Source organism: Arthrobacter sp. CC3 (genome assembly GCF_039907775.1).
Lineage (GTDB): Bacteria > Actinomycetota > Actinomycetes > Actinomycetales > Micrococcaceae > Arthrobacter.
Genome location: NZ_JARCCY010000029.1, coordinates 11774 through 36635 on the forward strand (window position 1 = coordinate 11774; position 24862 = coordinate 36635).

A 24862-nucleotide genomic window follows, 5' to 3' on the forward strand; every position below is an offset into this window, starting at 1 on the left:
GAGCTGGAATGCGCTTTCCGGAAAAATTTGCGCCAATCTTGATCGGGGAAGGCCGGTTGAGCTTTAAGATCGGGACAAGTGTCTGCCGGCACTGAACTGACCTGTGGCTTCTCAGGCCACCAGCCGATTGCGGGGACGCTGTGTTCAGGATAGTGAAAATGCTTGTTTCGGGCCTGGCGGTGGCACTGGGCCTCAGCTTGGCGGCCATTCAGCCCGTCCAGGCAGCACCGGCTGCCGCCCAGGTGTACCTGAACCCCAATACCGGGCCCGTCGGATCGGCGGTGACAGTGAGCGGAACAGGATTCAAGGCTTCCACCACGGGAACCGTGATAATAGGCTCCACCACGTTTTCCTTCAAGACGGCGGCAGCGGGCACCTTCAGCACCTCAATCACCATCCCCGAGGCGGCCACGGGGGCGTTGACCATCACAGCGAAAACCTCCTCCATCAAGTCCTCGGCAGTGTTCACCGTGACTTCTTCGGCCCCGGCCATTCCTCCGGTGAGCACGGCGGCGCTCCGCTTTGGGGCGGCCACGCCGGGCGGCCCGCTGGCTGGAGCCGAGCTGGACGAAGTGGCGCGGATATCGGGGGAGAGCCCGTCCACCGTGTTGTTCTACAAGGACTTCCTGCAGGCACCGCCCATCGCGGAGTTGAATGCAGTGCGGTCCCGCGGAGCCGTCCCCTTGATCACGTGGGAACCGTGGGCCTGGGGCGGCGGCCTGGCGCAGCCAACGTACGCCCTGGACAGGATCGCCGCGGGCGACTTTGACGCCTACATAACGCAGTGGGGGCAGGCGCTGGCATCGTGGGGTCAGCCGGTCCAGCTACGGTTCGCCCACGAGATGAACGGCAACTGGTACCCGTGGGCGGAGGGTGTGAACGGCAACCAGCCCGGCGACTATGTACAGGCGTGGCGGCACGTGCACGACGTCGTTGCAGCAACCGGCGCCAGCAACGTGGACTGGGTATGGAGCCCGAACGTTCCGTACTTTGGCTCGACCGATCTTGCCGGACTGTTCCCGGGCGCCGGCTACGTGAACGTTGTTGCCCTCGACGGCTATAACTGGGGGACGTCGGCGTCGTGGAGCAGTTGGATGTCGCCGCAGGATCTCTTCGCGCCAGGCATTGCGCAATTGCGGACACTTGCGCCCGGACTCCCGATCCTGATCGCAGAGGTTGCGTCGGCCGAAGCCGGCGGCTCAAAAGCGCAGTGGAATACCGACCTGGTGAGCTATCTGGCAGCCCAGGCGGACGTGGAGGGCTTCGTCTGGTTCCATATGCAGAAAGAAACGGACTGGCGCATCAACAGCAGCGACGCGTCGGCGGCAGCGTTCAACGCTGCGTTGGCAGCCCGCCGCGCGTCGTAGGGCGGTTTCTGGGGCGGGGTAGGGCCCGCGTCAGGCGAGGAACTGCTCCAGCTGTTCTTCCAGGGCAGAGGCGTTCTTGAGTTCGCATTCCCAGACGGTGAGTACTTTCCAGCCGGAGGCTTCCAGGAGCCGGCGCTGTTCGGCGTCGCGGTTCCTGGTGCGGGTCCGTTTCGCCTCCCAGAACTCCGCGTTCGCCTTGGGAGCGTGTTGCCCGGCCTTGCAGTCGTGGAAATGCCAGAAACAGCCGTTGACGAAGATGACCTTATGCCGCCCCGCGAACACCAGGTCCGGATTGCCCGGGAGTTTGCCGCCGCGGGCGCTGCCGTGCAACCGGTAGCGGTAGCCCTTGGCGTGCAGGAGGCTCCGCACGAGCAGCTCCGGTTTGGTGTTCTTGCCCCGGATCCTGGACATGTTCCAGCTGCGCCGTTCGGGAGTCAGCTGGTCAGCCATGAATTAAGTTTAGGCGGCTGCCGTCCCTAGATTTCGCGCTCCGGATGTTCCCCGAACTGGAAGTGCCGTCCGCTGACCGCAACCGGCTCGATCTCAACGTAGAAGTCCTTCAGCGTGGGCACCCACGGCTTCAAGCCGAGCGATTCCGCCACCGCGATGTCGGCCGACTGGTCCAGGACCCGCGCTGTTCCGCGAAGCACCACGGACCAGGCCTCGTCTGACATGATGCCGTCCGTCTCAAAGAGGACTTTGGCGTTGATGGTCAGCTCTGCAAGCTTGTTCCCCGGAGCTGTCCGGAGATACAGCTTGCGGCCGCCCACGGCGTAGTTGACCGGGAAGATATCCGGTTCGCCGCCCACGGTCACAACCAGCCGGCCGTGCTTGGTGCCCTCCAGGAGCTTCCACGACTGGTCATCGTCAAGGTTCAGAATGGGATTGCCGTCTTCGTGTGTGAACATCATGAGCCCTATTGTTCAGCCGGCGGCAGGCGATGGCCAGTGTCTTAAGGACGCATTCTCATTACGGTGACGCCGTGCCGGGAACATTCTGCGGTCCAGCCGAGCGGGGTGACCTGGACCTTCATGCTGCGCCGGCAGGCGGCGCAGTAGCGCGGCGGTTCCAGCGTGAGCCGTTCACCGCAGTGGAGGTGAACGTCCGACGTCGGGCCGGCGCCGTCGTCGGACGGCTCGCCGCAGTGCCCGCAATACTGTGCCGGATCGCTGGTTGGGCTGGTCGAAACCCCAGTGGTTGAGTTCGTCTGCACGGCGGTCATAGTGTCTTTTGGAGTTCCTTGATGGGCATGTTCAGCTCCACGAGGAGGTTGAGGTCGGCGGTGGCGGGGCGGCCGAGGGTGGTGAGGTAGTTGCCGACGATGACGGCGTTGATGCCGCCGAGGAGGCCTTCGCGGGTGCCGAGGTCGCCGAGGGTCAGTTCCCGGCCGCCGGCGTAGCGCAGCACGGTGCGGGGCATGGCGAGGCGGAACGCGGCGATCGCGCGAAGGGCGTCCTTGCCGTCCATGATGCCCTGGTTTTCCAGCGGGGTGCCGGGGCGGGGGTTGAGGAAGTTCAGCGGGACTTCGTGGGGTTCGAGGGCGGCGAGCTGGGCGGCGAGTTCGGCCCGCTGTTCCAGGGTTTCGCCCATGCCGATCAGGGCGCCGCAGCACAGTTCCATGCCGGCGGCCTTGACCATGTTGCAGGTCTCGAGGCGTTCTTCGTAGCTGTGGGTGGTGACGACTTCGGGGAAGTAGCTGCGGGCGGTTTCGAGGTTGTGGTTGTAGCGGTGCACGCCCCATTCGGCGAGCTGGTCCACTTGGCGCTGGGTGAGCATGCCCAGGGAGCAGGCGATGTTGATGTCCACTTCCTCGTTGATGCGGTCGATCGCGAACTTGATCTGGTTCATGAGTTTGATGTCGGGGCCGCGGACGGCGGCGACGATGCAGAACTCGGTGGCCCCGGTCGCGGCGGTTTCCTTGGCGGCTTTGACGAGTTCGGGGATGTCCAGCCAGACACCTCTTACCGGGCTGTCAAAGAGGCCGGACTGGCTGCAGAAGTGGCAGTCCTCGGGGCAGCCGCCGGTCTTGATGGAGATGATGCCTTCCACTTCGACATCCTCCCCGCAGTGCTTGAGGCGTACTTCGTGGGCCAGCTGCAGCGCGGCGGAAAGGGCTGCGTCCGGGAGGCGGAGGACCTCCTCGAGCTGCGGGTGGGTCAGGCCGATGCCGTCTTCGAGGACCTGACGGCGGGCGGTTTCAAGGATTTTCGCGCTTGTTTCGTCGATGGTTGGAACGGCTGCCTGAATCGTCATTGAGGGGTCCTTTTCGCGGGGACGGCTGGTCGCCTCTGACGCTAGTTTGGCTTTTTGTTGGCTTTTTTGTGGGAAGTAAACAAAGAGCAGGCGCTGAACTTGGGCAGCTGTTTTCGGGGTGGAGTCTGGGCGGTGCGACTTCTTAACGGAAGCAGCGGGTGATACACCGGAGGCTGTGGATAACTTTGAGCGCCAAAGTGTGACCTCAGTTACCCTTTAACCATCGTCCGGATTTATTGCGGGCGTTCGGACGTCTTGAAACTATCGGGGGAATAGCTGCCCATGACATCTCGTACTTTGCCTTCCGCACGGTTGCGCTATTCCACCGCTGCAGTTTTCGTCGCTTCTGTCCTGGTTTTGTCGGCGTGCAACGGGGGCGGCACTACGCCCAGGAACGAGGGTACGTCGGGGTCCGCCTCGGCTTCCGCTTCTGCCTCGTCCACGCCAAGCCCGACGCCGACTCCCACCGCGGCCTACAAGCCCGCCGACGCCAAGGGAAAAGCCCAGAACGTTCCCGTTCCGGTGCTGCCCGAAGCCGCCAAGGAGGAGACGAAGGAAGGGCTGGAAGCTTTCGCGGCTTATTGGTTCAAGTTGCTTAGCTACGGCTACGAAACTGGCGATGTATCTGGGCTGGAGGCTATTACCAGCTCGGCGTGCAGCTCCTGTGAGCGAGCAAAGAAGGTGATTACTGGTTGGCACGAGAACGGCAGGTGGATCGTCGGAGGAAAAGTGGACACTCCGGCGATAAGTACTACTTTTCGGATGGCTGCCGATGGTAATTATCAAGTGCCCGTCCAGGTCTCCCAAGGCGCTCTTTCCTATTACAACGCCGATGGCACCTTGCACAAATCTGACCCTAAGCCTGATGACAAGGGAAATCTGATGCTGGCCGTTTTCAAAGACGGTTCCTGGTACGTCAACAACATCCAGCCCATAGTTGGCTAGCGAAATGAGGGCGCTCCATCGAGCTGCGCTAACAGTTGCCCTGTGTTTCGTAGCCATCCTCAGTGCCCCGGGGTTCACTTTCGCAGCTGAGTCAGAGCCGCCGATTACCGGCGATTGGGGAACTGACGAGGTCAAAGTCGGGGGTTGGTCTGTGGGCCCTAGCGGGGAATTTGTCTGGGCTGAACCGGGCACCTTGCCGGCTGATCCCAACCAGTACAAATACGAACTCCAGTGCCACTTGGGCGGTGCCGATTTCGATACACCTTGTTTATCGCGACAGTTGGAATGCAAGAACGGGCCCGACGGCAAAGATGGAATACCAGTGGTGTGGTTGAAATCGCCAATTGGAATTCCTAACCCCGCCTGGACGTTCCATTCGGGCCCCACCTGCCTTTTCGATCCGCGACCCGAGGACCTGCTTCCGCGCATTGCGGCATTGATTCAGAACGAGTTCCAGAAGCTTCCCGTGGCCGCAGGAACCGTCACGGCCCAACCGAGCCCGCATACCCTTCGCGGAGCCGAGACGAATTTCTTCACGGACTCGGCAGAGCAGACTTTCGACATCACCATCCTGGCCCAGAAGGTGCATGTTGTGGCGACCCCGGCCCAATACACCTGGAGCTACGGCGACGGAACAACACTTGGCCCCCAGCAATCCGCAGGCGGCCCTCTGCCGCAGGACCGCTGGGGTGAAAAGACCCGCACCAGCCACGTCTACACGCAGACCGGCGATTTCCAAGTGGTGCTCACGACGCACTTCCAGGGAACTTACTCCGTCAACAACGGCCCGCCACTGCCAATCCCTGGTCAAGGCCAGTTCAGTTCGCCGCCTCAGACCATCAGTGTGTGGCGTTCCATCACCCGCAACTACGCCGACGACTGCATCAAAAACCCGCAAGGCCAAGGCTGCCCGGGAGCTGTGCCGCCTACCCCCTAGCCGGTCAGCTCCTGGCTAGACCAACCCCCTAGCCAGCCCAGTCCGCCCCCGGCTAGCTAGGTCTGCAGTTCCCGGTCCACCCGCTCCATCCGGGCCCGGACCAGCTGAAAGCGAGGATCGCCGGGCCCGATCAAGCTGGCAATGGCCGCCGCGCCTTCGGTATCTGATGCACCCATGTCGCTGGCGCACCACTGCATGATGAGTTGTGCGTCGCCGCTGGAGCGGACCGACGCGCCCACGGCTTCATTCAGCTCGTCCCGCATCAGCTCGATGGACAGGTTCACCGAACGGTTGAGCAGCTTCGCAGGGTAGGCGCCCAGTGCCTGGGCCACCCGGCCTTCCCTCAGGTGGCCGGCAACGACCGATGCGTCCGTGACCACATGAACTGCCGACGAGAAGCGGTACGGGTTTGGTTCCACCACGTTGCCGAGGATCCCGCGGATTCGATGCATCTCGGTCCGGATAGCCGTGGCCGCGCCGTCCTCGCCGTGCAATCGGTACGCCAGCTCATCGGCACTCCACCCCTGGGACCTGGAGGCGAGCAGGGCCAGGATCTCCGCACGGCGCAGCGTCAGCGGAAGGCGTGTGCCGTCGTCGAGCTCGGCGCTGGGAGCGTCACCCAGCAACCTCAGCATCAGCGTCGAACGTACCCCGCCCATATGCGTGCCGCCGATCTGCTCCCTGGCCGCGGGAGCGCCGGCAGACTTCAACAACTCCTCCGCCAGCCGCACCCCGCAGCGCACCATGCGGAGGCTGTCCGGTGTCACCGATTCGAAGGGGCCGGAAACATCGAGTACTCCCACCACTTCGCCCGTGAACGGGTCGCGGATGGGTGCAGCCGTGCACGCCCAGTCGTGATGCGTGCGCACCAGGTGTTCGGCGGAGAATAACTGCGCCGGCGCGCCGGTCACGAGGGCCTCGCTGATGGCGTTGGTCCCGACGCCGGATTCGGACCAGTCGGCGCCCTCCACAAACTCGAGCGAGTCGGCCAGCCTCAGCGCTTGCCGGCTGCCCACCCGCCACAGCACCTCACCCAGCCGGTCCGTGACGATCAGCAGGTGGCGCCCCGCCGACGACTCGTCCGCCAGCAGCTGGGACAACGCCGGCATCACGGCGGCCAACCGGTGCCCGGCGCTGAGCGAGCGTGCTTCGGATACGTCGTGCCGGTGAACCGGCCTGTGTTGATCAGGGTCGATGCCCAGCGCCAGCGAACGCTGCCAGGACTTGATCAGGCCCGGAGAAATTGAGGGATCGGGGTTGCCCGAAATGGTGGCTTCGTGGGCTTTGCGCAGCGTGCGCGCATACTCCGCCGGAGCGGTAAACCGCAGGTCGCGAAGATGGGTGATCGCGCCGGTGCCCGTCCGCATCCGCAATCTCCCAACTCGTCATCGAATCGTGCTCGGACCGCCCGAAGAAATCGGGGAGGGGGCCGTGTCACTCGATTGTAACCCTAGGGGGCTTTTACTTGTGATGCGGGTCACGGCCGGGCGGGGCGACAAAACCGGACGCGGCCCACCGCAAGCAACGGAAAGAGGAATCATGCCTGAAACACCAAACGGCATCGTGGAGGCCTGGCTGGCGCAGTTCGATGAGGCGCTGCGCAGCAAGGACATCGACGCCGCAGTACAGCTGTTTGAAGACGAGCCCTATTGGCGCGACTTCGTATCCTTCACCTGGAACCTCAAGACGCTCGAGGGCAAGGCCGAGATCAAGCGCATGCTGGATGCCACGCTCGCGGAAGTTCAGCCCACCAACTGGGCGCTCGCCGAGGATGCCACCGGGGACGCAGCGAACACCGAGGCCTGGGTGGACTTCGAAACCTCCCAGGCGCGGGGCTACGCCCACTTGCGTCTCCGCGACGGCAAGTGCTGGACGCTTCTCACCACCATGAAAGAGCTGAAGGGCTTCGAGGAGAAAAAGGGCCCCAACCGCGAGAAGGGTGTGGCGCACCAGATCAGCAAGGGCCGCAAATCGTGGCTGGAACTCAAAGAGGAGGAGGAAGCCCGCCTGGGATACGAAGACCAGCCGTACACCGTGATCATCGGCGGAGGCCAAGGCGGCATTGGACTCGGCGCACGGCTGCGACGGCTGGGTGTGCCCACCATCATCATCGAGAAGAACGAAAAACCCGGCGACTCCTGGCGGAACCGGTACAAGTCCCTCCACCTGCACGATCCCGTCTGGTACGACCACCTTCCCTACATGAAGTTCCCTGATGACTGGCCCGTTTTCGCGGCCAAGGACAAGATCGGCGACTGGCTCGAGAACTACACCCGGATCATGGAACTCAACTACTGGTCCAAGACCGAGTGCACCAACGCCCGCTTCGATGAAGCGTCCCAGGAGTGGATCGTGCAGGTAATGCGCGACGGCGAACCGGTCACCTTGCGTCCCAAGCAGCTGGTCTTCGCCCTGGGCGTCTCCGGATATCCAAACGTTCCAACGTTCGACGGTGCCGAGTCCTTCCTGGGACAGCAGTACCACTCGTCCAAGCACCCGGGCGGCGGAGACTGGACCGGCAAGAAGGCCGTGGTGATCGGGTCCAACAACTCGGCGCACGACATCTGCGCCGACCTGTGGGAACACGGCGCGGAGGTCACCATGGTCCAGCGGTCGTCCACCCACATTGCCCGGAGCGAGTCACTCATGGACCTGGCCCTTGGCGACCTGTATTCGGAGAAGGCTCTCGCCAACGGTGTCACCACGGAGAAGGCCGATCTCCTCTTCGCGTCCTTGCCGTACCGGATCCTGCCCGAAGCCCAAATCCCCGTTTACGAGGAAATGGCCAGGCGCGACGCCGACTTCTACTCGCAGCTTGAGGCTGCCGGTTTCGACCTGGACTTCGGGGTGGACGGTTCGGGCCTGTTCCTCAAGTACCTGAGGCGCGGCTCGGGCTACTACATCGACGTCGGCGCCTCCCAACTGATCATTGACGGCCGGGTCAAGCTCGCTAACGGGCAAGTCACCAAAATCACCGGGAACGCCGTGGTCATGGACAGCGGAGCGGAGCTCGAAGCCGACGTCATCATCTATGCCACCGGATACGGATCTATGAACGGCTTGCTGGCCGACCTCGTCTCACCCGAGGTGGCTGACGCCGTCGGCAAATGCTGGGGCTTCGGCTCGGACACGCCCAAGGACCCAGGGCCGTGGGAGGGGGAGCTGCGCAACATGTGGAAGCCCACCAACGTTGAGAATCTCTGGATTCACGGCGGCAACTTGCACCAGAGCCGCCACTATTCCAACTACCTCGCCCTGCAGCTCAAGGCGCGGATGGAGGAACTGCCCACGCCGGTTTACGAGCTCCAGCCCACACACCACACGCGCTGACCAAACTGAGCAGGGGGCCGTGACAACCACAGTTCCCCGGGACCACACTGGGGTGACGGACCCCTGCTGTGACAGTCCAACGACATGCCGTGGATGCGCCTGACCGGGTGCATCCACGGCCCCGTAAGCGAAGGAAAAGACCATGAAAGCAGCACGTTTCCACGCCCGCGAAGATCTCCGGATCGAAGACGTTCCGGAGCCGGAACTGCGGCCCGGTGCCGTGAAGATCGCCGTCGCCTGGTGCGGTATCTGCGGCACGGACCTCCACGAATTCCTGGAAGGCCCCATCTTCACCCCGCCGCCCGGACACCCCCACGGGCTCTCCCACGAGGAAGCCCCGGTCACCCTGGGACATGAGTTCTCCGGAATCGTTGAGGAACTGGGCGACGGCGTTACCGGCCTGTCCGTCGGAGACAGCGTGGTGGTGGAGCCCTACTTCGTTTGTGACGAGTGCGGTCCGTGCCGGGCGGGCAACTACAACCTGTGCACCAAGCTGGGCTTCATCGGGCTTGCCGGCGGCGGCGGGGGACTCAGCGAAAAGATCGTGGTTGATACGCGCTGGGTCCACCCGGTCGGCGATATTCCGCTCGACGAAGCCGCGCTCATCGAACCCCTCGCCGTGGCCTATCACGCAGTGGGCCGAAGCGACGTCAAAGCCGGGGACGTCGCCGTCGTCGGCGGTGCAGGTCCCATCGGGCTGCTCACGGCGGCGGTCCTGAAAGGGCTGGGAGTCACCACGGTGGTGACCGAACTGTCCGCCGCGCGCAAAGAGAAAGCCACCTCATCCGGCGTCGCGGATCATGTACTGGACCCCAGCGCCGTCGACGTCAAGGCGCGGGTGCTGGAACTGACCGGGGGAGCAGGGGCGGACGCAGCGTTCGAATGCGCCGGTGTGAATGCGGTGCTGGACACTATGCTCGACGTCGTGAAGCCCGCAGGTGTGGTGGTCAACGTGTCCATCTGGGGACGCCCGGCCACCGTGGACATGCAGAAGATCGTCCTCAAGGAGATCGACCTGCGCGGAACGATTGCCTACCGCGGCGATCACGCGGCCGCCATCAAACTTGTCCAGGATGGAAAAGTCGACCTCAAACCCTTCATCACGGGACGGATTTCCTTGGACGATCTCGTGGACAAGGGCTTCGACACCTTGATCCACCACAACGACACGGCGGTGAAGATCATCGTGCATCCGTAGTGATCCGAGTCTCATCCGGAATAGTTGCAGGCGCCTCGCAGTTGGGCTCAGTGGACCCAATCCGCTTTGAAAGGAACTGCGCATGCTGTTTTCCCCGTTGACTCTCGGCGAGCTCGAACTGCCCAACCGCCTGGTGATGGCCCCGCTGACCCGTCTCCGCTCCGGCGAAGCGGGGGTACCCGCCCCCATCGTTGCCGAGCACTACCGCCAGCGCGCCTCGCTTGGCCTCATCGTCAGCGAAGGCACGTACCCGAGCCATGCAGGACGCTCCTACCCGGGGCAGCCAGGCATCGTCACGCGCGAGCAGATTGCCGGCTGGAAAACGGTCACGGACGCAGTGCATGCCGAAGGCGGCCGGATCTTCGCACAGATCATGCACGGTGGCCGGGTTTCGCACGAGGACATCAACGGGGGCCACCAGGTCGTCGCGCCGAGTGCCATCGCCGTCGAGGCAGAGTCCCGCACGTACAAGGGCAAGCAGCCACACCCCGTGCCGCACGCCCTGACCACCGCTGAGCTGCCCGGCGTCCTCCAGGAAATTGTCCAAGGATCGCTGAACGCGATCGAGGCAGGGTTCGACGGCGTTGAGCTGCACTCCGCCAACGGTTACCTGCTGCACGAATTCCTTGCGCCGTCGTCGAACCAGCGCGACGACATCTATGGCGGCTCTCCCGAGAACCGGGCGCGCTTCGTCATCGAGGTTGTGCAGGCAGTGGTTGCGGCCATTGGTGCCGACCGCGTCGGCATCCGGATCTCGCCCGAGCACAACGTCCAGGGTGCCCTCGAAACGGATGCCGCGGACGTCCGCGCAACGTACTCCCGGTTGGTGGACGCCATCTCGCCGCTGAACCTGGCCTACCTGAGCATCCTGCACAAGGAGCCCGCCGGCGACCTGGTCCAGTACCTGCGTTCCCGGTTCAACGGACCCTTCCTGGTCAACACCGGGTTCGGCGTGATCACCACCCGCGAAGAGGCCATCGCACTGGTTGCCGACGGCCATGCCGACGCCGTGGTGGTGGGCCGTCCTGCCATCGCCAACCCCGACCTTGTGCGCCGCTGGCGAGAAGACCTGCCGGTCAACGAACCGAACCAGGCCACGTTCTACGCCGACGGAGCCGAAGGCTACACGGACTACCCGTTCTACGAGGAGTCCGCGAACTAGCCACTTAGGGCCCCGGGCCCTGGCATAACAGACTGGTACCACAGGCGGGCGCAACCCCTTTGCGCCCGCCTGTTGTGTTGTCCGCTGCTTTGTGACCGGCCGTGCAGGCCGCGTCGGAGGCTGGCCTATAGGATCTGAACATGCAGCGTCCGTCCCAAAGCACCAGTCCCGGCAGTCGAAAAGGCAAGCCCGTGAGCCGTCAGGTGCTGGCCGACCACGTCTATGAGGAACTGCTGGAATCCCTGATGGACGGCCGGCTTGAACCGGGCGCCACCGTCAGCATTGACGGCACGGCGCGTGACCTTGACGTTTCGCCCACCCCCGTTCGCGAGGCTCTGGCCCGGCTGGAACACACCGGAATGGTCCGCCGCGTTGCCCTCAAGGGCTACCGGGTGGCGCCCGTCTTCACCCGCGAGGACTTCGCCGAGCTGATGGAAGCGCGGCTCGCCATCGAGCCGGTGAATGCCCGGCTTGCCTGCGCGCGGCTGACCCCGGAAAGCCTGGCCCAGCTGGAACAGGCAGTGACCGACCTGAAAACCGCACCGCGAGGGCCGTCCTTCGCAGAATTCCGTGACTACCTGGAGGCCGACGAGCGGTTCCACCGCCTCATCGCCGAGCAGACCGGAAACCAGTTCATGGTGGCTGCCTACGCGGCGCTGGGAGGCCAGGTGCAGCGGTTCCGGCTCTTCGGCGGCGTGGGCATCACGGATGCGGAGAACGCCATCGCCGAACATCAGGCCGTCCTTGATGCGATGGCCTCGGGAGACCCCGAGTCGGCTGCGGCTGCCATGGCCGAGCACGTGGGCAAGGTCCGCGGCCGCGCCATAGCTGACGCCCCTGAGGCCTGATCCCGCCACCCCAACTGAGTAGCAGCAGGTGTCGTTTTGGAGCGTCAAAACGACACCTGCTGCTACCTAGTTGGGCCATAACCACCAGAAATGTGACCTTGACAACTTTGTGTCGATAGTAAATCCTATAGGAAACAGGATTCGCACAAAGGAGTGAACACCATGGCCTACACCGCCGAGAACTGGCCCATTACTGCGGCCCTGCTTCAGTTCCCGGGCACCGACGCCCAGGGAACCCACATCAACGACGCCGACGCATCGGCCTGGGCCAGCGTCCTCACTGAGGTCAAGGAAGCCGGCTTCGCCCACGCGGACCTCACGGACAGCTGGGTGCGCCCCGGCGATCTCAGCAAGGAGCGCCTGGCCGAGTTCAAGCAGACGGCAGATGCCGTGGGCATCGGCGTGCCGGTCATCTCCGCCATCCGCCGCAGCGTCATCGAAGAAGGCAACTGGGAAGCCAACCTTGCCTACAGCCACCGCACCATCGACGCCGCCGCCGAGCTGGGCTGCGAAGTCGTCTCGTTCGGACTCCACCAGGCCATTACGCCTGAGCAGCAGAAACAGCTCTGGTTCTGGACCGTCGAAGGCTACAAGGACCCGGCAGGAAACAAGGAAGCCTGGGGCAACGCCGTCAGCCGCCTCGGCGAACTTGGCCGGCACGCAGCCGAAGTCGGCGTCCTGCTCTCGCTCGAAATGTATGAGGACACCTACCTGGGCACCGCGGATTCCTCGGTGCAGCTGGTCCAGGACATCGGACTGTCCAACGTCGGCCTCAACCCGGACCTCGGCAACCTGATCCGGCTCCACCGGCCCATCGAGGACTGGCGCGAGATGGTGGCCAAGACCCTGCCGTACTCCAACTACTGGCACATGAAGAACTACATCCGGGATGAGGACGCGGCCCGCGGCATGTACGTCGCCATGCCGGCGCCGATGGAAAGCGGCCTCATCAACTACCGCGAAGCCTTCAAGCTCGCGCTGTCCGTCGGGTTCCAGGGCATCCTCTGCACCGAGCACTACGGCGGCGACGGCCTCAGCATGACGGCCAGCAACCAGGACTACCTCCGCCGCCACGTCCTCCCCAAGACGGACGGTTACGCGCTGGGCCAGAGCCAGGTGGCCCAGGGCCGGCAGCAGCCGGCCGCCGCACTCGCCGTCGTCTAAACAGGCCGTCGTCTAAACAGGGCGTCAGCCTAAACAGGCCGTCGCCTAAGCAGGCCGTCAGCCCGACACCGCTTTTCCCAACACGGATTCGATGAGGAAACCATGACCCAGATCTTCGACAACCCCGCTGATTTCGCGGATGAGGCACTGGAAGGCTTTGTCGCAGCCAACCGCGGCTACGTTGCCCGCGTTGACGGCGGCGTGGTCCGCTCCACCGAGGTGCCCGCCGGGCAGGTGGCCCTGGTGGTGGGCGGCGGCTCCGGCCACTACCCGGCCTTCGCCGGACTGGTGGGGCCGGGCCTCGCCACCGGCTCCGCCTGCGGCAACATGTTCGCGTCCCCGGCGGCCGGCCAGGTCTACCGGGTGGCCAAGGCGTCCAACGCCGGCGGCGGCGTGCTGCTGAGCTACGGCAACTACGCCGGCGACGTGCTCCACTTCGGCCAGGCCCAGCTGCGCCTCAACGCCGAAGGCATCGAGACCCGCACCGTCCTCGTCACGGACGACATCGCCAGCGCCCCGCTGGACCAGATCGAGAAACGCCGCGGCATCGCCGGCGACCTGACGGTCTTCAAGATCGCCGGCGCTGCGGCCGAAGCGGGACTGGACCTCGACGCCGTCGAACGCCTGGCGATCCGCACCAATTACCGCACCCGTTCCCTGGGCGTGGCATTCGACGGCTGCACCCTCCCCGGAGCGGACACTCCGCTGTTCCACGTGCCCGCCGGCCAGATGTCGCTGGGCCTGGGCATCCACGGCGAACCGGGCATCTCCGAACACCCCATGCCCACCGCCTCCGAACTCGCCGAGCTGCTCGTCTCCCGGCTCCTGGCGGACAAGCCCGACGACGTCGGGAACCGCGTGGTGGCCATCGTCAACGGCCTGGGCACGGTCAAATACGATGAGCTGTTCCTGCTGTTCGGCAAGATCGACAAGCTCCTCACCGCTGCGGGCCTGACCGTGGTGGAACCGGAATGCGGCGAGCTGGTCACCAGCCTGGACATGTCCGGGCTCTCCCTGACCCTGCTGTGGCTGGACGATGAACTGGAGCAGTTCTGGGCGGCTCCGGCCGACACCCCCGCCTTCCGCAAGGGCAACCTGGCCCCGCGCGCACTCCGCGAGCTGGCCGGCCCGGAAGACGCCGTGGCCGGCGAAGTGGAAAACACGACGCCGGCAGCAGCTGAGCTGGGCCGGCTGGCAGCCGCCGTGCTCGCCCAGGTGCAGGGCGTCGTCGTCGAGCATGAAGAGGAACTGGGCAACCTGGACGCCATCGCCGGCGACGGCGACCACGGCATCGGCATGCGCCGCGGAGTGGACGCGGCAGCCGCGGCAGCACAGGAAACCTCGGCAGCCGGGGCTTCGGTGGAACGCGTTCTCACCGCAGCAGGGGAGGCCTGGAGCGAACGCGCCGGCGGAACCTCAGGTGCGCTGTGGGGATCCGCGGTCATCGCTGCCGGGCTCGCCCTCGGCAACAAGGATTCGTACCGCGGAGAGGATGCGGCGGCCGCCGTCACCGCCTTCGTGGACGCCATCACCGAACTCGGCAAGGCCGAGCCGGGGGACAAGACCATGGTGGACGCGCTGCTTCCCTTCCGGGACGCATTCCGCACAGCGTTCGACGGCGGCACCCCGGCACGCGGGGCGCTCGCCTCGGCAGCGGCTGCTGCAGTGACCGCAGCCGACGCCACCGCGGCGCTCCGGCCGCTCAAGGGCCGCGCGCGTCCCCTTGCCGAAAAGAGCCTGGGCCATCCCGATCCCGGCGCCGTCTCCTTCGGCCTGATCGCCACCCGGATCTCGAACTACCTCGATTCTGAACTGAATAATTCCGCCCTGACGGATTCACAGCTTGCCGCGTCCGCGGCCGGAAATGGAGCACCAGCATGAGCACCACCCCGGGCACCAGCCCCAGCAACACGACTTCCGGGAGCACCGCAGGCTGGCGGATCGTCGTCGGAAACGATGAAGCCGGCGTCGAGTACAAGGAAGCGCTGAAGGCCCTGCTCGAAGCCGACAGCCGCGTCGCGTCCGTGCTGGACATCGGCGTGGGCGCCAACGACTCCACCGCGTACCCGCACGTCGCCGTCGACGCCGCCCGCAAAGTGGCCGACGGCGAAGCGGACCGTGCGCTGCTGATCTGCGGCACGGGGCTGGGCGTGGCCATCGCGGCCAACAAAGTCCCCGGGATCCGCGCCGTCACGGCCCACGACGGCTACTCCGTGGAGCGCTCGGTCCTGAGCAACAACGCCCAGGTCCTCACCATGGGCCAGCGCGTCATCGGCCTGGAGCTGGCCAAGAAGCTGGTGGGCGAGTGGCTCGACTACCGTTTCGACGAGACCTCATCCTCCGCCGCCAAGGTGGACGCCATCTGCTCCTACGAGCCCGACTACACGAAGGCAGTCTGATCATGACCGAAACAGTAAGCACCCCCAACGCGGCAGCCGTAAACAGCGCCCGGAAGATCGCCGTCGTCGGCTCCGGCTACATGGGCGGCGGGATCGCGCAGGTCCTGGCGCTCGGCGGAGCCCGCGTGGCACTCGCCGATGTGTCCGCCGAAGTAGCGCAGAGCAACTACGACCGTCTCCTGACGGAATCTGACCAGTTCGTGGCCGACGGCCTGTTCCCTGCCGGTTCCACCGAAATCCTGAAGCAGAACCTCTGGGCCGCCAAGGACATCGAGGAAGCCGTGGCCGATGCGGACTTCATTGAGGAAGCCGTCCCCGAAGTCATCGCCATCAAGCACCAGACGCTGGCCCGCATCAGCGCCGCGGCCAGGCCGGACGCCATCATCGGCTCCAACACCTCCACCATCTCCATCGCCGAACTGTCCGAGCCGGTCACCAACCCGGAGCGGTTCCTCGGCGTGCACTTCTCCAACCCCTCACCGTTCATCCCCGGCGTCGAGATCATCCCCCACGCCGGTACGTCGGCAACCACCGTCGGCGCGGTCCGCGACCTGGTGCACGCAGCAGGCAAGCAGACCGCCGTCGTCAAGGACGTCACCGGCTTCGTTCTCAACCGCCTGCAGTACGCGCTCTTCCACGAAGCCGCGCAGCTGGTGGAGCAGGGCATCGCCACCGCGGACGATGTGGACACCCTGGTTCGCACCACCTTCGGCTTCCGGCTGCCGTTCTTCGGTCCCTTCGCGATTGCCGACATGGCCGGGCTGGACGTTTACAACTTCTGCTACAAGTCGCTCCAGACCGACTTCCCGGAGCGGTTCGCCACCCCGAAGATCCTCACGGACCTGGTGGAAGCGGGAAAGCTGGGCACCAAGACCGGCGCGGGCTTCCTCAACGTTCCGGCAGAGCGCACGCCTGAGCTGATCGCCTACCGCAATAAGGCCTACGTGGCCATGCAGCAGCTGCTCGAAGACCTCGGCCCCGCGCCCATCAACTAACTCCGCCCCTTTACTTCACCCAGGAGCCACCCACATGAGCATCTTCCCCGCAGAACGCACGGCAATCGTCACAGGAGCCGTCTCCGAGCGCGGTATCGGCCGGGCCACTGTCAACTACCTGGCCGCGCAAGGCTGGAACATCGGCATCATCGACCTTGACGACGCACTCTGCAAAGCCACCGCCAAGGAACTCGCAGCCCAGTACGGCGTGCAGGCCCACGGCGTCGGCGCCAACGTCGGCGATGAAGCATCGGTCCGCAGCGCGATCGACGAGATCGAAGCCGAACTGCCGCAAATAGTGGCCCTCGCCAATGTGGCCGGGGTCAGTTCACCCGTTCCGTACCTGGAACTGGACCTGGCCGAATGGGACCGCGTCCTGAACATCAACCTCAACGGCGTCCACTACGCCACCCGCCGCGTAGCCGAGTCCATGGTGAAGAACCGGATCGGGCGCATCGTGAACATCTCCTCCGTGTCGGCCCAGCGCGGCGGCGGCACCTTCTCCAAGACGCCCTACTCGGTGGCGAAGGCCGGCGTGATCGGGCTGACCCGTTCCACTGCCCGGGAACTGGGGGAGTACGACATCACAGTCAACGCGATCTCCCCGGGCCCGATCGACACCGACATCATGGGCGGCACGCTCAGCCAGGAACGCAAGGACGAACTCACCAAGGACCTCGTCGTCAACCGGGTCGGGTCCACCCGCGACATCGCAGCAGCCATCGCCTTCCTCATCAGCGAGGACGCCGGCTACATCTCCGGCCAGACGCTGAATGTGGATGGCGGACTCTACATGCACTAGGGAAGGCCAGCCATGGCACAGCACAGCAACCCCGCAGGACTGTCCGCAAAAGCACGGCCGGCAACGCCACGGCCCGCAACGGGGCTCAGGTCCTGGAGCCGCGGACGCCAGATCTACCTCGCCGTGGGCATCCTCGCCTGCCTCGCCGGGATCATGATCATCGCGTTCTCCCGCTAGCTAGGACCCGAAGTACCCCCTTCGTTCGCAACTGATTTACTCAAAGAGGAGTTTTGATGTCCCTAACAGCAACGTCCACGAAGGAGCTCCTGGATTCGCCGGTCCTCAAATCGGCGATTTCCAAAGCTTCGTTCCGGCTCATGCCTATGCTCGTCATCCTGTACATCGTGGCCTTCCTGGACCGCACCAACGTGGGTTTCGCCGAAGCGGCGCTCGGTGTGGACCGCGGAGTCACGGCCGGGGCCTACGCCCTTGGCGCCGGCATTTTCTTCATCGGCTACGCCCTGTTCGAAATCCCCAGCAACCTGCTCCTGACCAAGTTCGGCGCCAAAGTGTGGCTGGCCCGCATCGCCATCACCTGGGGCATCGTGTCCGCGTGCTTCGCCTTCGTCCAGGGCGAGACGTCCTTCATCATCCTGCGCTTCCTGCTCGGCGTGACTGAGGCAGGCCTGTTCCCGGGCGTCATCATGTTCCTGGCGGCCTGGTTCCCGAACAAGGTGCGCGTGAAGATGTTCGCCATCTTCTACCTCGCCCAGCCGTTCTCCCAGATGATGGGCGCCCCGCTGTCCGGCTGGCTGATCAACATCGGCGACCAGGTCCCCGGCGTGGCCGGCTGGCAGGTCATGTTCTTCGTCGAAGGCATGCTTGCAGTAGTGGCCGGCATCGCCGCGTACTTCTTCCTGATCAACAGCCCCCAGGACGCAAAGTTCCTGAACCCCGGGGAGAAGAAGGCGCTGCTGGATGTCATGGCACTGGAGGACACCGTCAAGGAAGAAACCGGTCCCCGCGGCGTGCTCGCGGCCATGAAGAACCGCAAGGTCTGGTACTTCACCGTCATCTACTTCTGCCTCCAGGTGGCGGTCTACGGCGTGACGTTCTACCTGCCGCAGCAGGTGGCCCAGCTGACCGGCCAGAAGGTGGGGTTCGCCGTCGGCCTGCTGGCGGCCATCCCGTGGTTCTTCGGCATCTTCGCCTGCTACTTCATCGGCAAAGCCGCCAACACCATCGTCCGCCGCCGGGTGTGGGGCACGGGGCTGTTCATCTCCACCGGCCTCTGCATCTTCGGCTCGGCCTGGGCCGGCGCCAACCATATCCCGGCACTGGGCATCATCTTCATCACGCTGGCGGTGTGCAGCTTCCTGTCGATCGGGCCTATCGCCTGGTCCTACCCGACGGCGTTCCTCACCGGCACGGCGGCGGCTGCGGGTATCGGCCTGATCAACTCCCTGGGCAACCTGGGCGGCTTCGTGGCCCCGATCCTGCGCACCACGGTGAACCAGGTGACGGCGTCCGACACCGGAACGATGGGTGTTTACGCCCTGGGTGTGCTGCCGTTCCTGGCGGCCGCGATGATGTTCGCGACCAAGCGGTTCCAGAACAAGGCAGACGAACTGCTTGAGAAGTAGCAACAGCCTGGAAAGTAAAAACAGCTCCGTGACGTATGTCGGGGTCAGCACCAAGATGTACCTGGGTTACCGGGACAGCCTGGAATGGCTCAAGCGCCTGCGGCACGAAGTGGACTCCCGTCCGGCCCTCGCGGCCGGGCGGGTTGTCCCGTTTGTGATCCCGTCCTTCCCCGTGCTCCCAGCGGCCGCCGCCCTGGTGGACGGATCGCCGCTGCTCCTCGGCGCGCAGAACTGCAGCTGGGCGGACGGCCCGTGGACCGGTGAAGTGGCCCCGTCCATGCTCGCCGAGCTGGGCGTCCGGCTGGTGGAGATCGGCCATGCCGAGCGCCGTGCGCACTTCGGCGAAAACGACGCCGTGGCGGCGCTCAAGGTCCGGGCAGCGGACGACGCCGGGCTGACGCCGCTGCTGTGCGTTGGCGAAGACTCCGCCGCTGCTGCCGGTGATGCGGCCGATCATGTGTTCCGTCAGATCGAGGCTGCCGTCGGGGGCGACTGGGCGCTGGCCTCGCGCATCGTCATTGCCTACGAACCGGTCTGGGCCATCGGTGCCGCCGAGCCCGCGGACGCGGGCTACGTGTCCGACGTCGTGAATCACCTCCGTGGCCTGCTCGCCCGGCCCGGGCTTCAGGGACTCCCGGTCATTTACGGCGGTTCAGCGAAACCCGGCCTGCTTCCCAGGCTGGGCGGCGTTTCCGGACTGTTCCTGGGCCGGTTCGCACACGACGCCGCGAACTTCGGCAGGGTACTGGATGAGGCCCTGCTCCCTGCGTCCTAGTTTGTGGCGGACCGCCGCCTAGCTGGTAGCCGACCGCTGGCACAATCCAATGAAACCGCCCAGCTGTTCGAGCCCTTCCGGATGGGTGGGCAGGTAGTTGGTCAGTTCCGGTGCCCGCACCACCACGGCGCGCCATTTGCCGCGGGATACCGCCACGTTGATCCGGTTCCGGGAGAGCAGGAATTCCATCCCGCGCGGAGCCTCGGCCACCGCAGAGCAGGCCATGGACACTATCACTACGGCAGCTTCCTGGCCCTGGAATTTGTCCACGGTGCCCACTCGGACCGCGGTGTGGCCGGCCGCGTCGAGGGCGTCCCTGATCAGGTTCACCTGGGCGTTGTAAGCCGCCACCACCAGGATGTCCTGCTGCCCCAGCGGGCGGCCGCCGGATTCATCGTGCCACATCAGGCCAAGGTGCCTCTCCGCCTGATGAACCACTTCAGCTGCTTCCTCCGGGGAGGACGTGATGTTGCCGCCGTGCGGGACCATCACGGTTTCGATTCCGGCAGGAACGCCCTCCAGGCTCCGCAGGTCCGCCGCGTGTGCTGAGCGCAGCCTGCCCTCGTAGGAAAGCTCCGAAACGGCTTCGCACAGGGGGGACGCCATCCGCCACGAGTCGGCCAGGAAATACCCCAGCTCCGGCGGAAGCGTGGCACGGCCCGCGGAGATCCAGCCGAGCGCGGATTCATTGACCGGCTCCGGGTGGGTGCCCTGGCTGACCTGGGGGAGCTGCTGCGGGTCGCCGAGCAGCAGCATCCGCGGGCTCGCCTGGGCAACAGCGAGGGTATTCGCAAGGGAGAACTGCCCGGCCTCATCGATCACCAGAAGATCGAGTGAGCCGGCGGGAACCGTGGAGCCGGTCATGGTCCAGGCGGTGCCGCCCACCAGCGCGCCGCCCGGCGAACTGAGCAGCCGTTCAACGTCTGCGGCGTCCCGGTGGTGCCACGGCAGGGCACCGTCGTGTTTCACGTCCTTGGCGACACGGCGCGGGTCCACTCCGGCTTTTGCCACGGCAGTGCAGAGCAGGTTCTCCACCACCGCGTGCGACTGGGCAACCACGCCCACTTTCCAGCCGCGGGCCACAAGCCGCGCGATGACGTGCGAGCCGACGTGCGTTTTGCCGGTGCCAGGCGGCCCCTGGACCGCGAGGTACGAATGGTCGAGCGCCTCCACCGCGGAAGTGATGGCGTCAATGAAGCGGTCCGGTCCGCCAGCCGGTGCGGGGAGCGGGCCGCCTGTCACCAGCCGCGGCGGAACCCGGCGCACCAGGTCCAACGCCGGGTGCTTCCGGAAGTTTGGTCTGCCCGGCGCCCCGGCCTTTGACGGTGCGGCCTTGGCGGATGCACCGGCCTTTGACGGTGCGGCCTTGGCGGATGCACCGGCCTTTGACGGTGCGGCTGCTAGACCCGCGTCGTCCGCCGAGCTGTCCGGAAGGCCGGCAGCGACCTGGTCCGCCAGCAGGGCCAGCGCTTCCTCCAAGCTCTTGGTGGCCACGGGCTGGTCTTCGGTCAGGGCGATGGGCAGGCTGTTGTGCGGTTCGATTTTCCGGTGCAGCCTGTCCCGGATCACCACAGTGTCCCGCCCGTCTTCGTGACCGATCTCCAGGACCTCCGTCCCGAACCATCCGTTGCGCCCCGACCCGTCGCTGCCCGTGCCCTCAAGCCCTGCCGGCAATGGACGGTCGTACATCCGGAACCACTTGCTGCCCTCGCGGAGGTCCGAGCCGGCGGTCAGGTTTCCGGTCAGCTGCACCCTGCGCTCCGGGAGCCTGGTGCCCACCTTGTGCCAGTCATCGAGGATCCGGGCTTCCTCCACGAGGAAGACGTTACGGTCCTGCTGGTGGGTGTCGGGGCCGTTTTCGCAGCGGTCAAAGTGTGCCCACCAAAATGCCTTGCGCTCGCGGCGGTGGTAGCTCACGGCTGCATCCACCATGGCGACAGCCTGAATATCGGAATCGGGGCCGCTGACCCCACCCTCTGCGGCGCGTAAGTCACCTCCTGCGGTGCGTGACTCCGCCGCCCGGGCGAGGAACGCCCGGATGGCCAGTTCGGAACGCCTAAGCGCGGCACCGTCGTCGGACTCAGATGCCGCCCGCCCTAAATTTCCGGAGCCCCCCGTGCTTCCGGGTGCCCCATCACTTCCGGGTGCCCCATCGTTTCCGGCAGGCCCGTCGTTTCCCGGGGCCGGGCGGATTCCCCGCTCGGCGGCACGCCCCAGCAGCCAGTCGCGGAGCTCCAGCGTGGAGAGGCAATCGTATTGGTTGTAGTCGGAGATCCCGGCGAGGACGGCCGCGGCGTCCTCGGACAATCCGGCGTCGCGCGCTTCGCAATAATCGGCGTATGCCACCACGGACGCGCCGGCGTCCTTCACCTCCCCGGAGCGGAGGTTGCTGCCCATGTAGAGCGGCTCGAGTTTCTTGATGCTGTACGAGTTCTCGGAGATGCGGATGCTGTTCCGCACGGTCTGGTACAGGTCCACGAGGAGTCCGTCCCGCAGCCAGTTGTCCACCACGTCCTCACCGGCGACGTGCATCACCGACAGTTTGCGGAGCGCCGTCTTCTCGTAGGCGGCGTAGTGGTAGACGTGCATGTCCGGGTAGTGGCGCCGCCTGTCTTCCACATAATCCAGGAAATCGAGGAAGGCCTGCTTCTCGGCGGCGCGGTTGTGGGCCCAGAAGGGCTTGAACACGGTACTGCGATCCGGTTCCAGCGGCGCTTCGATAACTCCGAACAGGTACTCGAGCCCCCAGACGCCGGTGGCGCTGTCCTGCCACAGCGGATCCCCTTCGAAGTCGAAAAAGATGTCGCCGGGGCTCGGCGGGGGCAGTTCCGCCAGCGTGTTCTCCGGGATCACCCGGTAGCTGATGCTGTGCTGTTGGCTGTCCTTGACGTAAGTTACGGAACCGTCTGCCGTGCCGGTGTTGCTTTGCATCCTGGCCTGGTCCTGCATCCGCAGCAGGGAGGGGCTGGCGCCGGGCAGCGCGGCATCGGCCAGCTGCTTGACCGTGAAGATACCTTCCGCGTGGAGCTTTTTCCGCTGCGCCGAGTTCATCCGAGCGACCTGGAGGAGGTCGTCCGTCGCTTTGACCTGTTCCTGGCAGTAATCGCACCTGCCGCAGGCAACGACGCCGGATGCACCCCAGCTGACGGCGTCGGGCTGGTTGCGGTGGCCGGTGGTCAGCGCAAGGAACCTGTCCCGGCGCTCGCGGAACACCGGGAGGATGTCGGCGAGCTTGTGGCTGCTGCGGACGTAGTCGAAGCCGCCTCCCGCAGTTTCCACGGTGGCACCAAGGATGAGGGTGACCGCGGGGTCCGGCGTGATTCCGGCGTGCAGCAGCTGGTCGCCGTACGCTGCAAGCTGGAGCAACGCGGTCACCTTGGCATGGCGGGCCAGTTTGGTGTCGTACACGGCGTAGCTGCCGTCATCCTGTTTGACCAGGAAGTCGGAGCGGCCGTGGAAGCGGCCGTCGAAGAAGGCGGCCTGGAAGACGACGTCCGCCCCGGCCCGCAGCGCATCGATGGATTCGGCATGCTTGGCCTGCAGGGTGGCGCGGTCCATTGCGGTGGCGGCTGCGACGTCGTACACACCGCGGCCGGTGGCGGGATCCCACGGGCCGAACTCATCAAGGAACTTGTCCAGGACCTTGTGCTCGTGGACGTCACCAAGCTTCGCCGTGCGGGCCAGCATCTCGTCGGGCTCGAATTCGGCTTTGGGGCACCTGCCCAGTTTTTCATCGAGTTTTCGCAGCAACTGGTATTCGCACGTGGCCGCGGTCACCAGATCGCTCGCGGAGAAGACCAGATCCTGTGCCAGATCCGGTACTTCCGGTTCAAGAAGAAACACTGCGCCTCGTTGCTGTAGATGTTGCGGTGCCGGTTGTTGTGAGTTGCCGCTGATGCCTTATTGCCAAGCTACCAAAGGGCCCTGACAATTTGGCTTGGGCTCTCCCTGTTCGGCTCTGCCGCTGCCCGCCAGCCTCTGGCCCGGGCAGGTGCGGTCGGCGTAAAGTCTGAGGAACATGACTGAACAACAGCATTTTGAAGTCGTCCAGCGGTTTCCGGATTTTGAAGTGCGCCGTTACCCGGCGCACGCCGTCGCCGAAGTAAAGGTGAACGCGACCTTCGACAGTGCGGGCAATGCCGCTTTTCGGCTTCTTTTCGGCTACATCAGCGGTTACACACCGCACGCGAGGCTGTGTCCATGACCGCCCCGGTCCTGCAAAGTCCCGCGCCGTCCCGGAAACTGGCAATGACGGCGCCGGTGGTCCAGAGCGGTGCCCCCGGCGACAGCGAATTCATTGTTGCGTTCGTTCTTCCCGCCAGCGTCACGGCGGAAACAGCTCCCGTCCCGAGTAATCCACAAGTGGAAATCCGGGCCGTGCGCGGTTCGGTTGCTGCCGTTCTGGGATTCTCCGGCCGGGGGACCGAAGCGGCGTTCGAGAAACGGAACAGTGTCCTGCAGGAAGCCCTGGCTCAGGCCGGCCTCAGGCCAGTCGGAGCGCCGCGGTTCGCACGCTTTGACCCGCCTTTCAAACCCTGGTTCCTCAGGAAGAATGAAGTGGTCCAGGATATCGAGGAGTCGGCGGGACTTGCCGGCCAGAGGGAAGGGGCCTCATGAACGGTCAGCCCAGTGAGTACGCCGCCTACAACGAAGACGCGTTCGAAGCTGCAGTCCGGGCAGCGCAGAAGAGCCTTAGTGAAGGCGGCATCCCCATCGGCGCCGCCCTGGCGAGGGGCAACGAAGTGATCGCCAGCGGTCATAACGAGCGCGTGCAGCACGGCGATCCGATTGCACACGGCGAGATGTCCGCACTCCGCGCAGCAGGGCGCCAGAGGAGCTACCGGGACACAACCCTCTACACCACGCTTGCCCCGTGCGCCATGTGCACCGGAACGATCATCCAGTTCAAGATCCCGCGGGTTGTGGTGGGCGAGGCGCGCACCTTCCCGGGCGAATTCGAGCTCCTCCGTTCGCGCGGCGTGGAAGTGCTGGTGCTGGACGACCAGCGCAGCTTCGACATGATGCGCAGCTTCCAGCAGGATCACCCGGAGCTGTGGGCGGAGGACATCGCCGAGGACGCGCTGCCGGAACCGGCCTAGGGCCT

23 protein-coding genes are annotated in these 24862 nt (G+C 65.3%); 18 read left to right on the forward strand and 5 right to left on the reverse strand.

The genetic code is table 11. From position 1 onward, the window contains the following. Window positions 1-158: 158 nt before the first annotated feature. Window positions 159-1367: a glycosyl hydrolase gene (locus PV761_RS16515; RefSeq protein WP_347898388.1), complete on the forward strand. Its 1209-nt coding sequence runs from the start codon at window positions 159-161 to the stop codon at window positions 1365-1367. Between the two features lie 30 nt (window positions 1368-1397). Here PV761_RS16515 and PV761_RS16520 read toward each other — a convergent pair whose 3' ends face one another. The 3 genes from PV761_RS16520 to bioB form a co-directional block, all read right to left on the reverse strand. Next, window positions 1398-1817, reverse strand: coding sequence for a very short patch repair endonuclease (locus PV761_RS16520; RefSeq protein ID WP_028272085.1), 420 nt, complete (start codon window positions 1815-1817; stop codon window positions 1398-1400). Window positions 1818-1843: 26 nt separating this feature from the next. Next, window positions 1844-2278 (reverse strand): pyridoxamine 5'-phosphate oxidase family protein, encoded by a 435-nt coding sequence (locus PV761_RS16525; RefSeq protein ID WP_028272086.1) that lies wholly within the window; start codon window positions 2276-2278, stop codon window positions 1844-1846. 307 nt (window positions 2279-2585) lie between these two features. Continuing rightward, window positions 2586-3620, reverse strand: coding sequence for a biotin synthase BioB (bioB, locus tag PV761_RS16530; protein ID WP_347898390.1), 1035 nt, complete (start codon window positions 3618-3620; stop codon window positions 2586-2588). 282 nt (window positions 3621-3902) lie between these two features. On the opposite strand from bioB, the gene PV761_RS16535 reads away from it, so the two are divergent. Next, complete coding sequence (locus PV761_RS16535; RefSeq protein WP_347898392.1) at window positions 3903-4565, forward strand: DUF6318 family protein; 663 nt, start codon at window positions 3903-3905, stop codon at window positions 4563-4565. A 193-nt stretch (window positions 4566-4758) separates the two neighbouring features. Beyond that, the gene (locus tag PV761_RS16540) at window positions 4759-5502 is read left to right on the forward strand and encodes a hypothetical protein (RefSeq protein ID WP_347898394.1); all 744 of its coding nucleotides are present in this window, start codon (window positions 4759-4761) and stop codon (window positions 5500-5502) included. Between the two features lie 56 nt (window positions 5503-5558). Here the strand turns inward: PV761_RS16540 and PV761_RS16545 are convergent, their stop codons facing one another. Further along, a complete protein-coding gene (locus PV761_RS16545) occupies window positions 5559-6869 on the reverse strand; it encodes a GAF domain-containing protein (RefSeq protein ID WP_347898396.1) in 1311 nt (436 codons plus the stop codon). A gap of 172 nt (window positions 6870-7041) precedes the next feature. Here PV761_RS16545 and PV761_RS16550 point away from each other — a divergent pair, with 172 nt between their 5' ends. The 12 genes from PV761_RS16550 (at window position 7042) to PV761_RS16605 (ending at window position 19758) form a co-directional block, all read left to right on the forward strand. Further along, window positions 7042-8832 carry an NAD(P)/FAD-dependent oxidoreductase gene (locus PV761_RS16550; RefSeq protein WP_347898398.1) on the forward strand — a complete coding sequence of 597 codons (1791 nt, stop codon included), beginning with the start codon at window positions 7042-7044 and terminating at the stop codon, window positions 8830-8832. A gap of 142 nt (window positions 8833-8974) precedes the next feature. Beyond that, window positions 8975-10030, forward strand: a complete 1056-nt coding sequence (locus tag PV761_RS16555; protein ID WP_347898400.1) for a 2,3-butanediol dehydrogenase — start codon at window positions 8975-8977, stop codon at window positions 10028-10030. 82 nt (window positions 10031-10112) lie between these two features. After that, a complete protein-coding gene (locus PV761_RS16560; protein ID WP_347898402.1) occupies window positions 10113-11192 on the forward strand; it encodes an alkene reductase in 1080 nt (359 codons plus the stop codon). A 140-nt stretch (window positions 11193-11332) separates the two neighbouring features. Further along, window positions 11333-12040, forward strand: coding sequence for a GntR family transcriptional regulator (locus tag PV761_RS16565; protein ID WP_347898404.1), 708 nt, complete (start codon window positions 11333-11335; stop codon window positions 12038-12040). Between the two features lie 162 nt (window positions 12041-12202). Continuing rightward, on the forward strand, window positions 12203-13204 hold the full coding sequence (locus PV761_RS16570) for a sugar phosphate isomerase/epimerase family protein (protein WP_347898406.1): 1002 nt from the start codon (window positions 12203-12205) through the stop codon (window positions 13202-13204). A gap of 102 nt (window positions 13205-13306) precedes the next feature. Then, window positions 13307-15085: a dihydroxyacetone kinase subunit DhaL gene (gene dhaL / locus PV761_RS16575; protein WP_347898408.1), complete on the forward strand. Its 1779-nt coding sequence runs from the start codon at window positions 13307-13309 to the stop codon at window positions 15083-15085. Further along, window positions 15082-15603 (forward strand): ribose-5-phosphate isomerase, encoded by a 522-nt coding sequence (locus tag PV761_RS16580; protein WP_347898410.1) that lies wholly within the window; start codon window positions 15082-15084, stop codon window positions 15601-15603. Before dhaL ends, PV761_RS16580 begins: the two co-directional genes overlap by 4 nt. A gap of 2 nt (window positions 15604-15605) precedes the next feature. Beyond that, a complete protein-coding gene (locus PV761_RS16585) occupies window positions 15606-16598 on the forward strand; it encodes a 3-hydroxyacyl-CoA dehydrogenase family protein (protein ID WP_347898412.1) in 993 nt (330 codons plus the stop codon). 34 nt (window positions 16599-16632) lie between these two features. Beyond that, the gene (locus PV761_RS16590) at window positions 16633-17400 is read left to right on the forward strand and encodes an SDR family oxidoreductase (protein ID WP_347898414.1); all 768 of its coding nucleotides are present in this window, start codon (window positions 16633-16635) and stop codon (window positions 17398-17400) included. Between the two features lie 12 nt (window positions 17401-17412). Further along, complete coding sequence (locus PV761_RS16595) at window positions 17413-17577, forward strand: hypothetical protein (protein ID WP_156037175.1); 165 nt, start codon at window positions 17413-17415, stop codon at window positions 17575-17577. A 56-nt stretch (window positions 17578-17633) separates the two neighbouring features. Next, entirely contained in the window at window positions 17634-18983 is a 1350-nt protein-coding gene (locus PV761_RS16600; protein WP_028272100.1) for an MFS transporter, read from the forward strand. Between the two features lie 28 nt (window positions 18984-19011). Beyond that, window positions 19012-19758, forward strand: coding sequence for a triose-phosphate isomerase family protein (locus PV761_RS16605; RefSeq protein ID WP_347898417.1), 747 nt, complete (start codon window positions 19012-19014; stop codon window positions 19756-19758). An 18-nt stretch (window positions 19759-19776) separates the two neighbouring features. On the opposite strand, the gene PV761_RS16610 is transcribed toward PV761_RS16605, so the two are convergent. Further along, window positions 19777-23601, reverse strand: a complete 3825-nt coding sequence (locus PV761_RS16610; protein WP_347898419.1) for a TM0106 family RecB-like putative nuclease — start codon at window positions 23599-23601, stop codon at window positions 19777-19779. A 175-nt stretch (window positions 23602-23776) separates the two neighbouring features. On the opposite strand from PV761_RS16610, the gene PV761_RS16615 reads away from it, so the two are divergent. The 3 genes from PV761_RS16615 to PV761_RS16625 are packed head-to-tail and all read left to right on the forward strand — an operon-like array spanning window position 23777 to window position 24857. Next, window positions 23777-23962, forward strand: coding sequence for a heme-binding protein (locus PV761_RS16615; protein ID WP_347898421.1), 186 nt, complete (start codon window positions 23777-23779; stop codon window positions 23960-23962). Next, window positions 23959-24375, forward strand: a complete 417-nt coding sequence (locus PV761_RS16620) for a heme-binding protein (protein WP_347898423.1) — start codon at window positions 23959-23961, stop codon at window positions 24373-24375. Before PV761_RS16615 ends, PV761_RS16620 begins: the two co-directional genes overlap by 4 nt. Continuing rightward, the gene (locus PV761_RS16625; RefSeq protein ID WP_028272104.1) at window positions 24372-24857 is read left to right on the forward strand and encodes a nucleoside deaminase; all 486 of its coding nucleotides are present in this window, start codon (window positions 24372-24374) and stop codon (window positions 24855-24857) included. Before PV761_RS16620 ends, PV761_RS16625 begins: the two co-directional genes overlap by 4 nt. Window positions 24858-24862 lie beyond the last annotated feature (5 nt).

Coding starts and splice junctions, on each gene's coding strand:
- PV761_RS16515 (WP_347898388.1), top strand. CDS start 159: ATGCTTGTTTCGGGCCTGGCGGTGGCACTGGGCCTCAGCTTGGCGGCC.
- PV761_RS16520 (WP_028272085.1), bottom strand. CDS start 1,817: ATGGCTGACCAGCTGACTCCCGAACGGCGCAGCTGGAACATGTCCAGG.
- PV761_RS16525 (WP_028272086.1), bottom strand. CDS start 2,278: ATGATGTTCACACACGAAGACGGCAATCCCATTCTGAACCTTGACGAT.
- bioB (WP_347898390.1), bottom strand. CDS start 3,620: ATGACGATTCAGGCAGCCGTTCCAACCATCGACGAAACAAGCGCGAAA.
- PV761_RS16535 (WP_347898392.1), top strand. CDS start 3,903: ATGACATCTCGTACTTTGCCTTCCGCACGGTTGCGCTATTCCACCGCT.
- PV761_RS16545 (WP_347898396.1), bottom strand. CDS start 6,869: ATGCGGACGGGCACCGGCGCGATCACCCATCTTCGCGACCTGCGGTTT.
- PV761_RS16550 (WP_347898398.1), top strand. CDS start 7,042: ATGCCTGAAACACCAAACGGCATCGTGGAGGCCTGGCTGGCGCAGTTC.
- PV761_RS16555 (WP_347898400.1), top strand. CDS start 8,975: ATGAAAGCAGCACGTTTCCACGCCCGCGAAGATCTCCGGATCGAAGAC.
- PV761_RS16560 (WP_347898402.1), top strand. CDS start 10,113: ATGCTGTTTTCCCCGTTGACTCTCGGCGAGCTCGAACTGCCCAACCGC.
- PV761_RS16565 (WP_347898404.1), top strand. CDS start 11,333: ATGCAGCGTCCGTCCCAAAGCACCAGTCCCGGCAGTCGAAAAGGCAAG.
- PV761_RS16570 (WP_347898406.1), top strand. CDS start 12,203: ATGGCCTACACCGCCGAGAACTGGCCCATTACTGCGGCCCTGCTTCAG.
- dhaL (WP_347898408.1), top strand. CDS start 13,307: ATGACCCAGATCTTCGACAACCCCGCTGATTTCGCGGATGAGGCACTG.
- PV761_RS16580 (WP_347898410.1), top strand. CDS start 15,082: ATGAGCACCACCCCGGGCACCAGCCCCAGCAACACGACTTCCGGGAGC.
- PV761_RS16585 (WP_347898412.1), top strand. CDS start 15,606: ATGACCGAAACAGTAAGCACCCCCAACGCGGCAGCCGTAAACAGCGCC.
- PV761_RS16590 (WP_347898414.1), top strand. CDS start 16,633: ATGAGCATCTTCCCCGCAGAACGCACGGCAATCGTCACAGGAGCCGTC.
- PV761_RS16595 (WP_156037175.1), top strand. CDS start 17,413: ATGGCACAGCACAGCAACCCCGCAGGACTGTCCGCAAAAGCACGGCCG.
- PV761_RS16600 (WP_028272100.1), top strand. CDS start 17,634: ATGTCCCTAACAGCAACGTCCACGAAGGAGCTCCTGGATTCGCCGGTC.
- PV761_RS16615 (WP_347898421.1), top strand. CDS start 23,777: ATGACTGAACAACAGCATTTTGAAGTCGTCCAGCGGTTTCCGGATTTT.
- PV761_RS16620 (WP_347898423.1), top strand. CDS start 23,959: ATGACCGCCCCGGTCCTGCAAAGTCCCGCGCCGTCCCGGAAACTGGCA.
- PV761_RS16625 (WP_028272104.1), top strand. CDS start 24,372: ATGAACGGTCAGCCCAGTGAGTACGCCGCCTACAACGAAGACGCGTTC.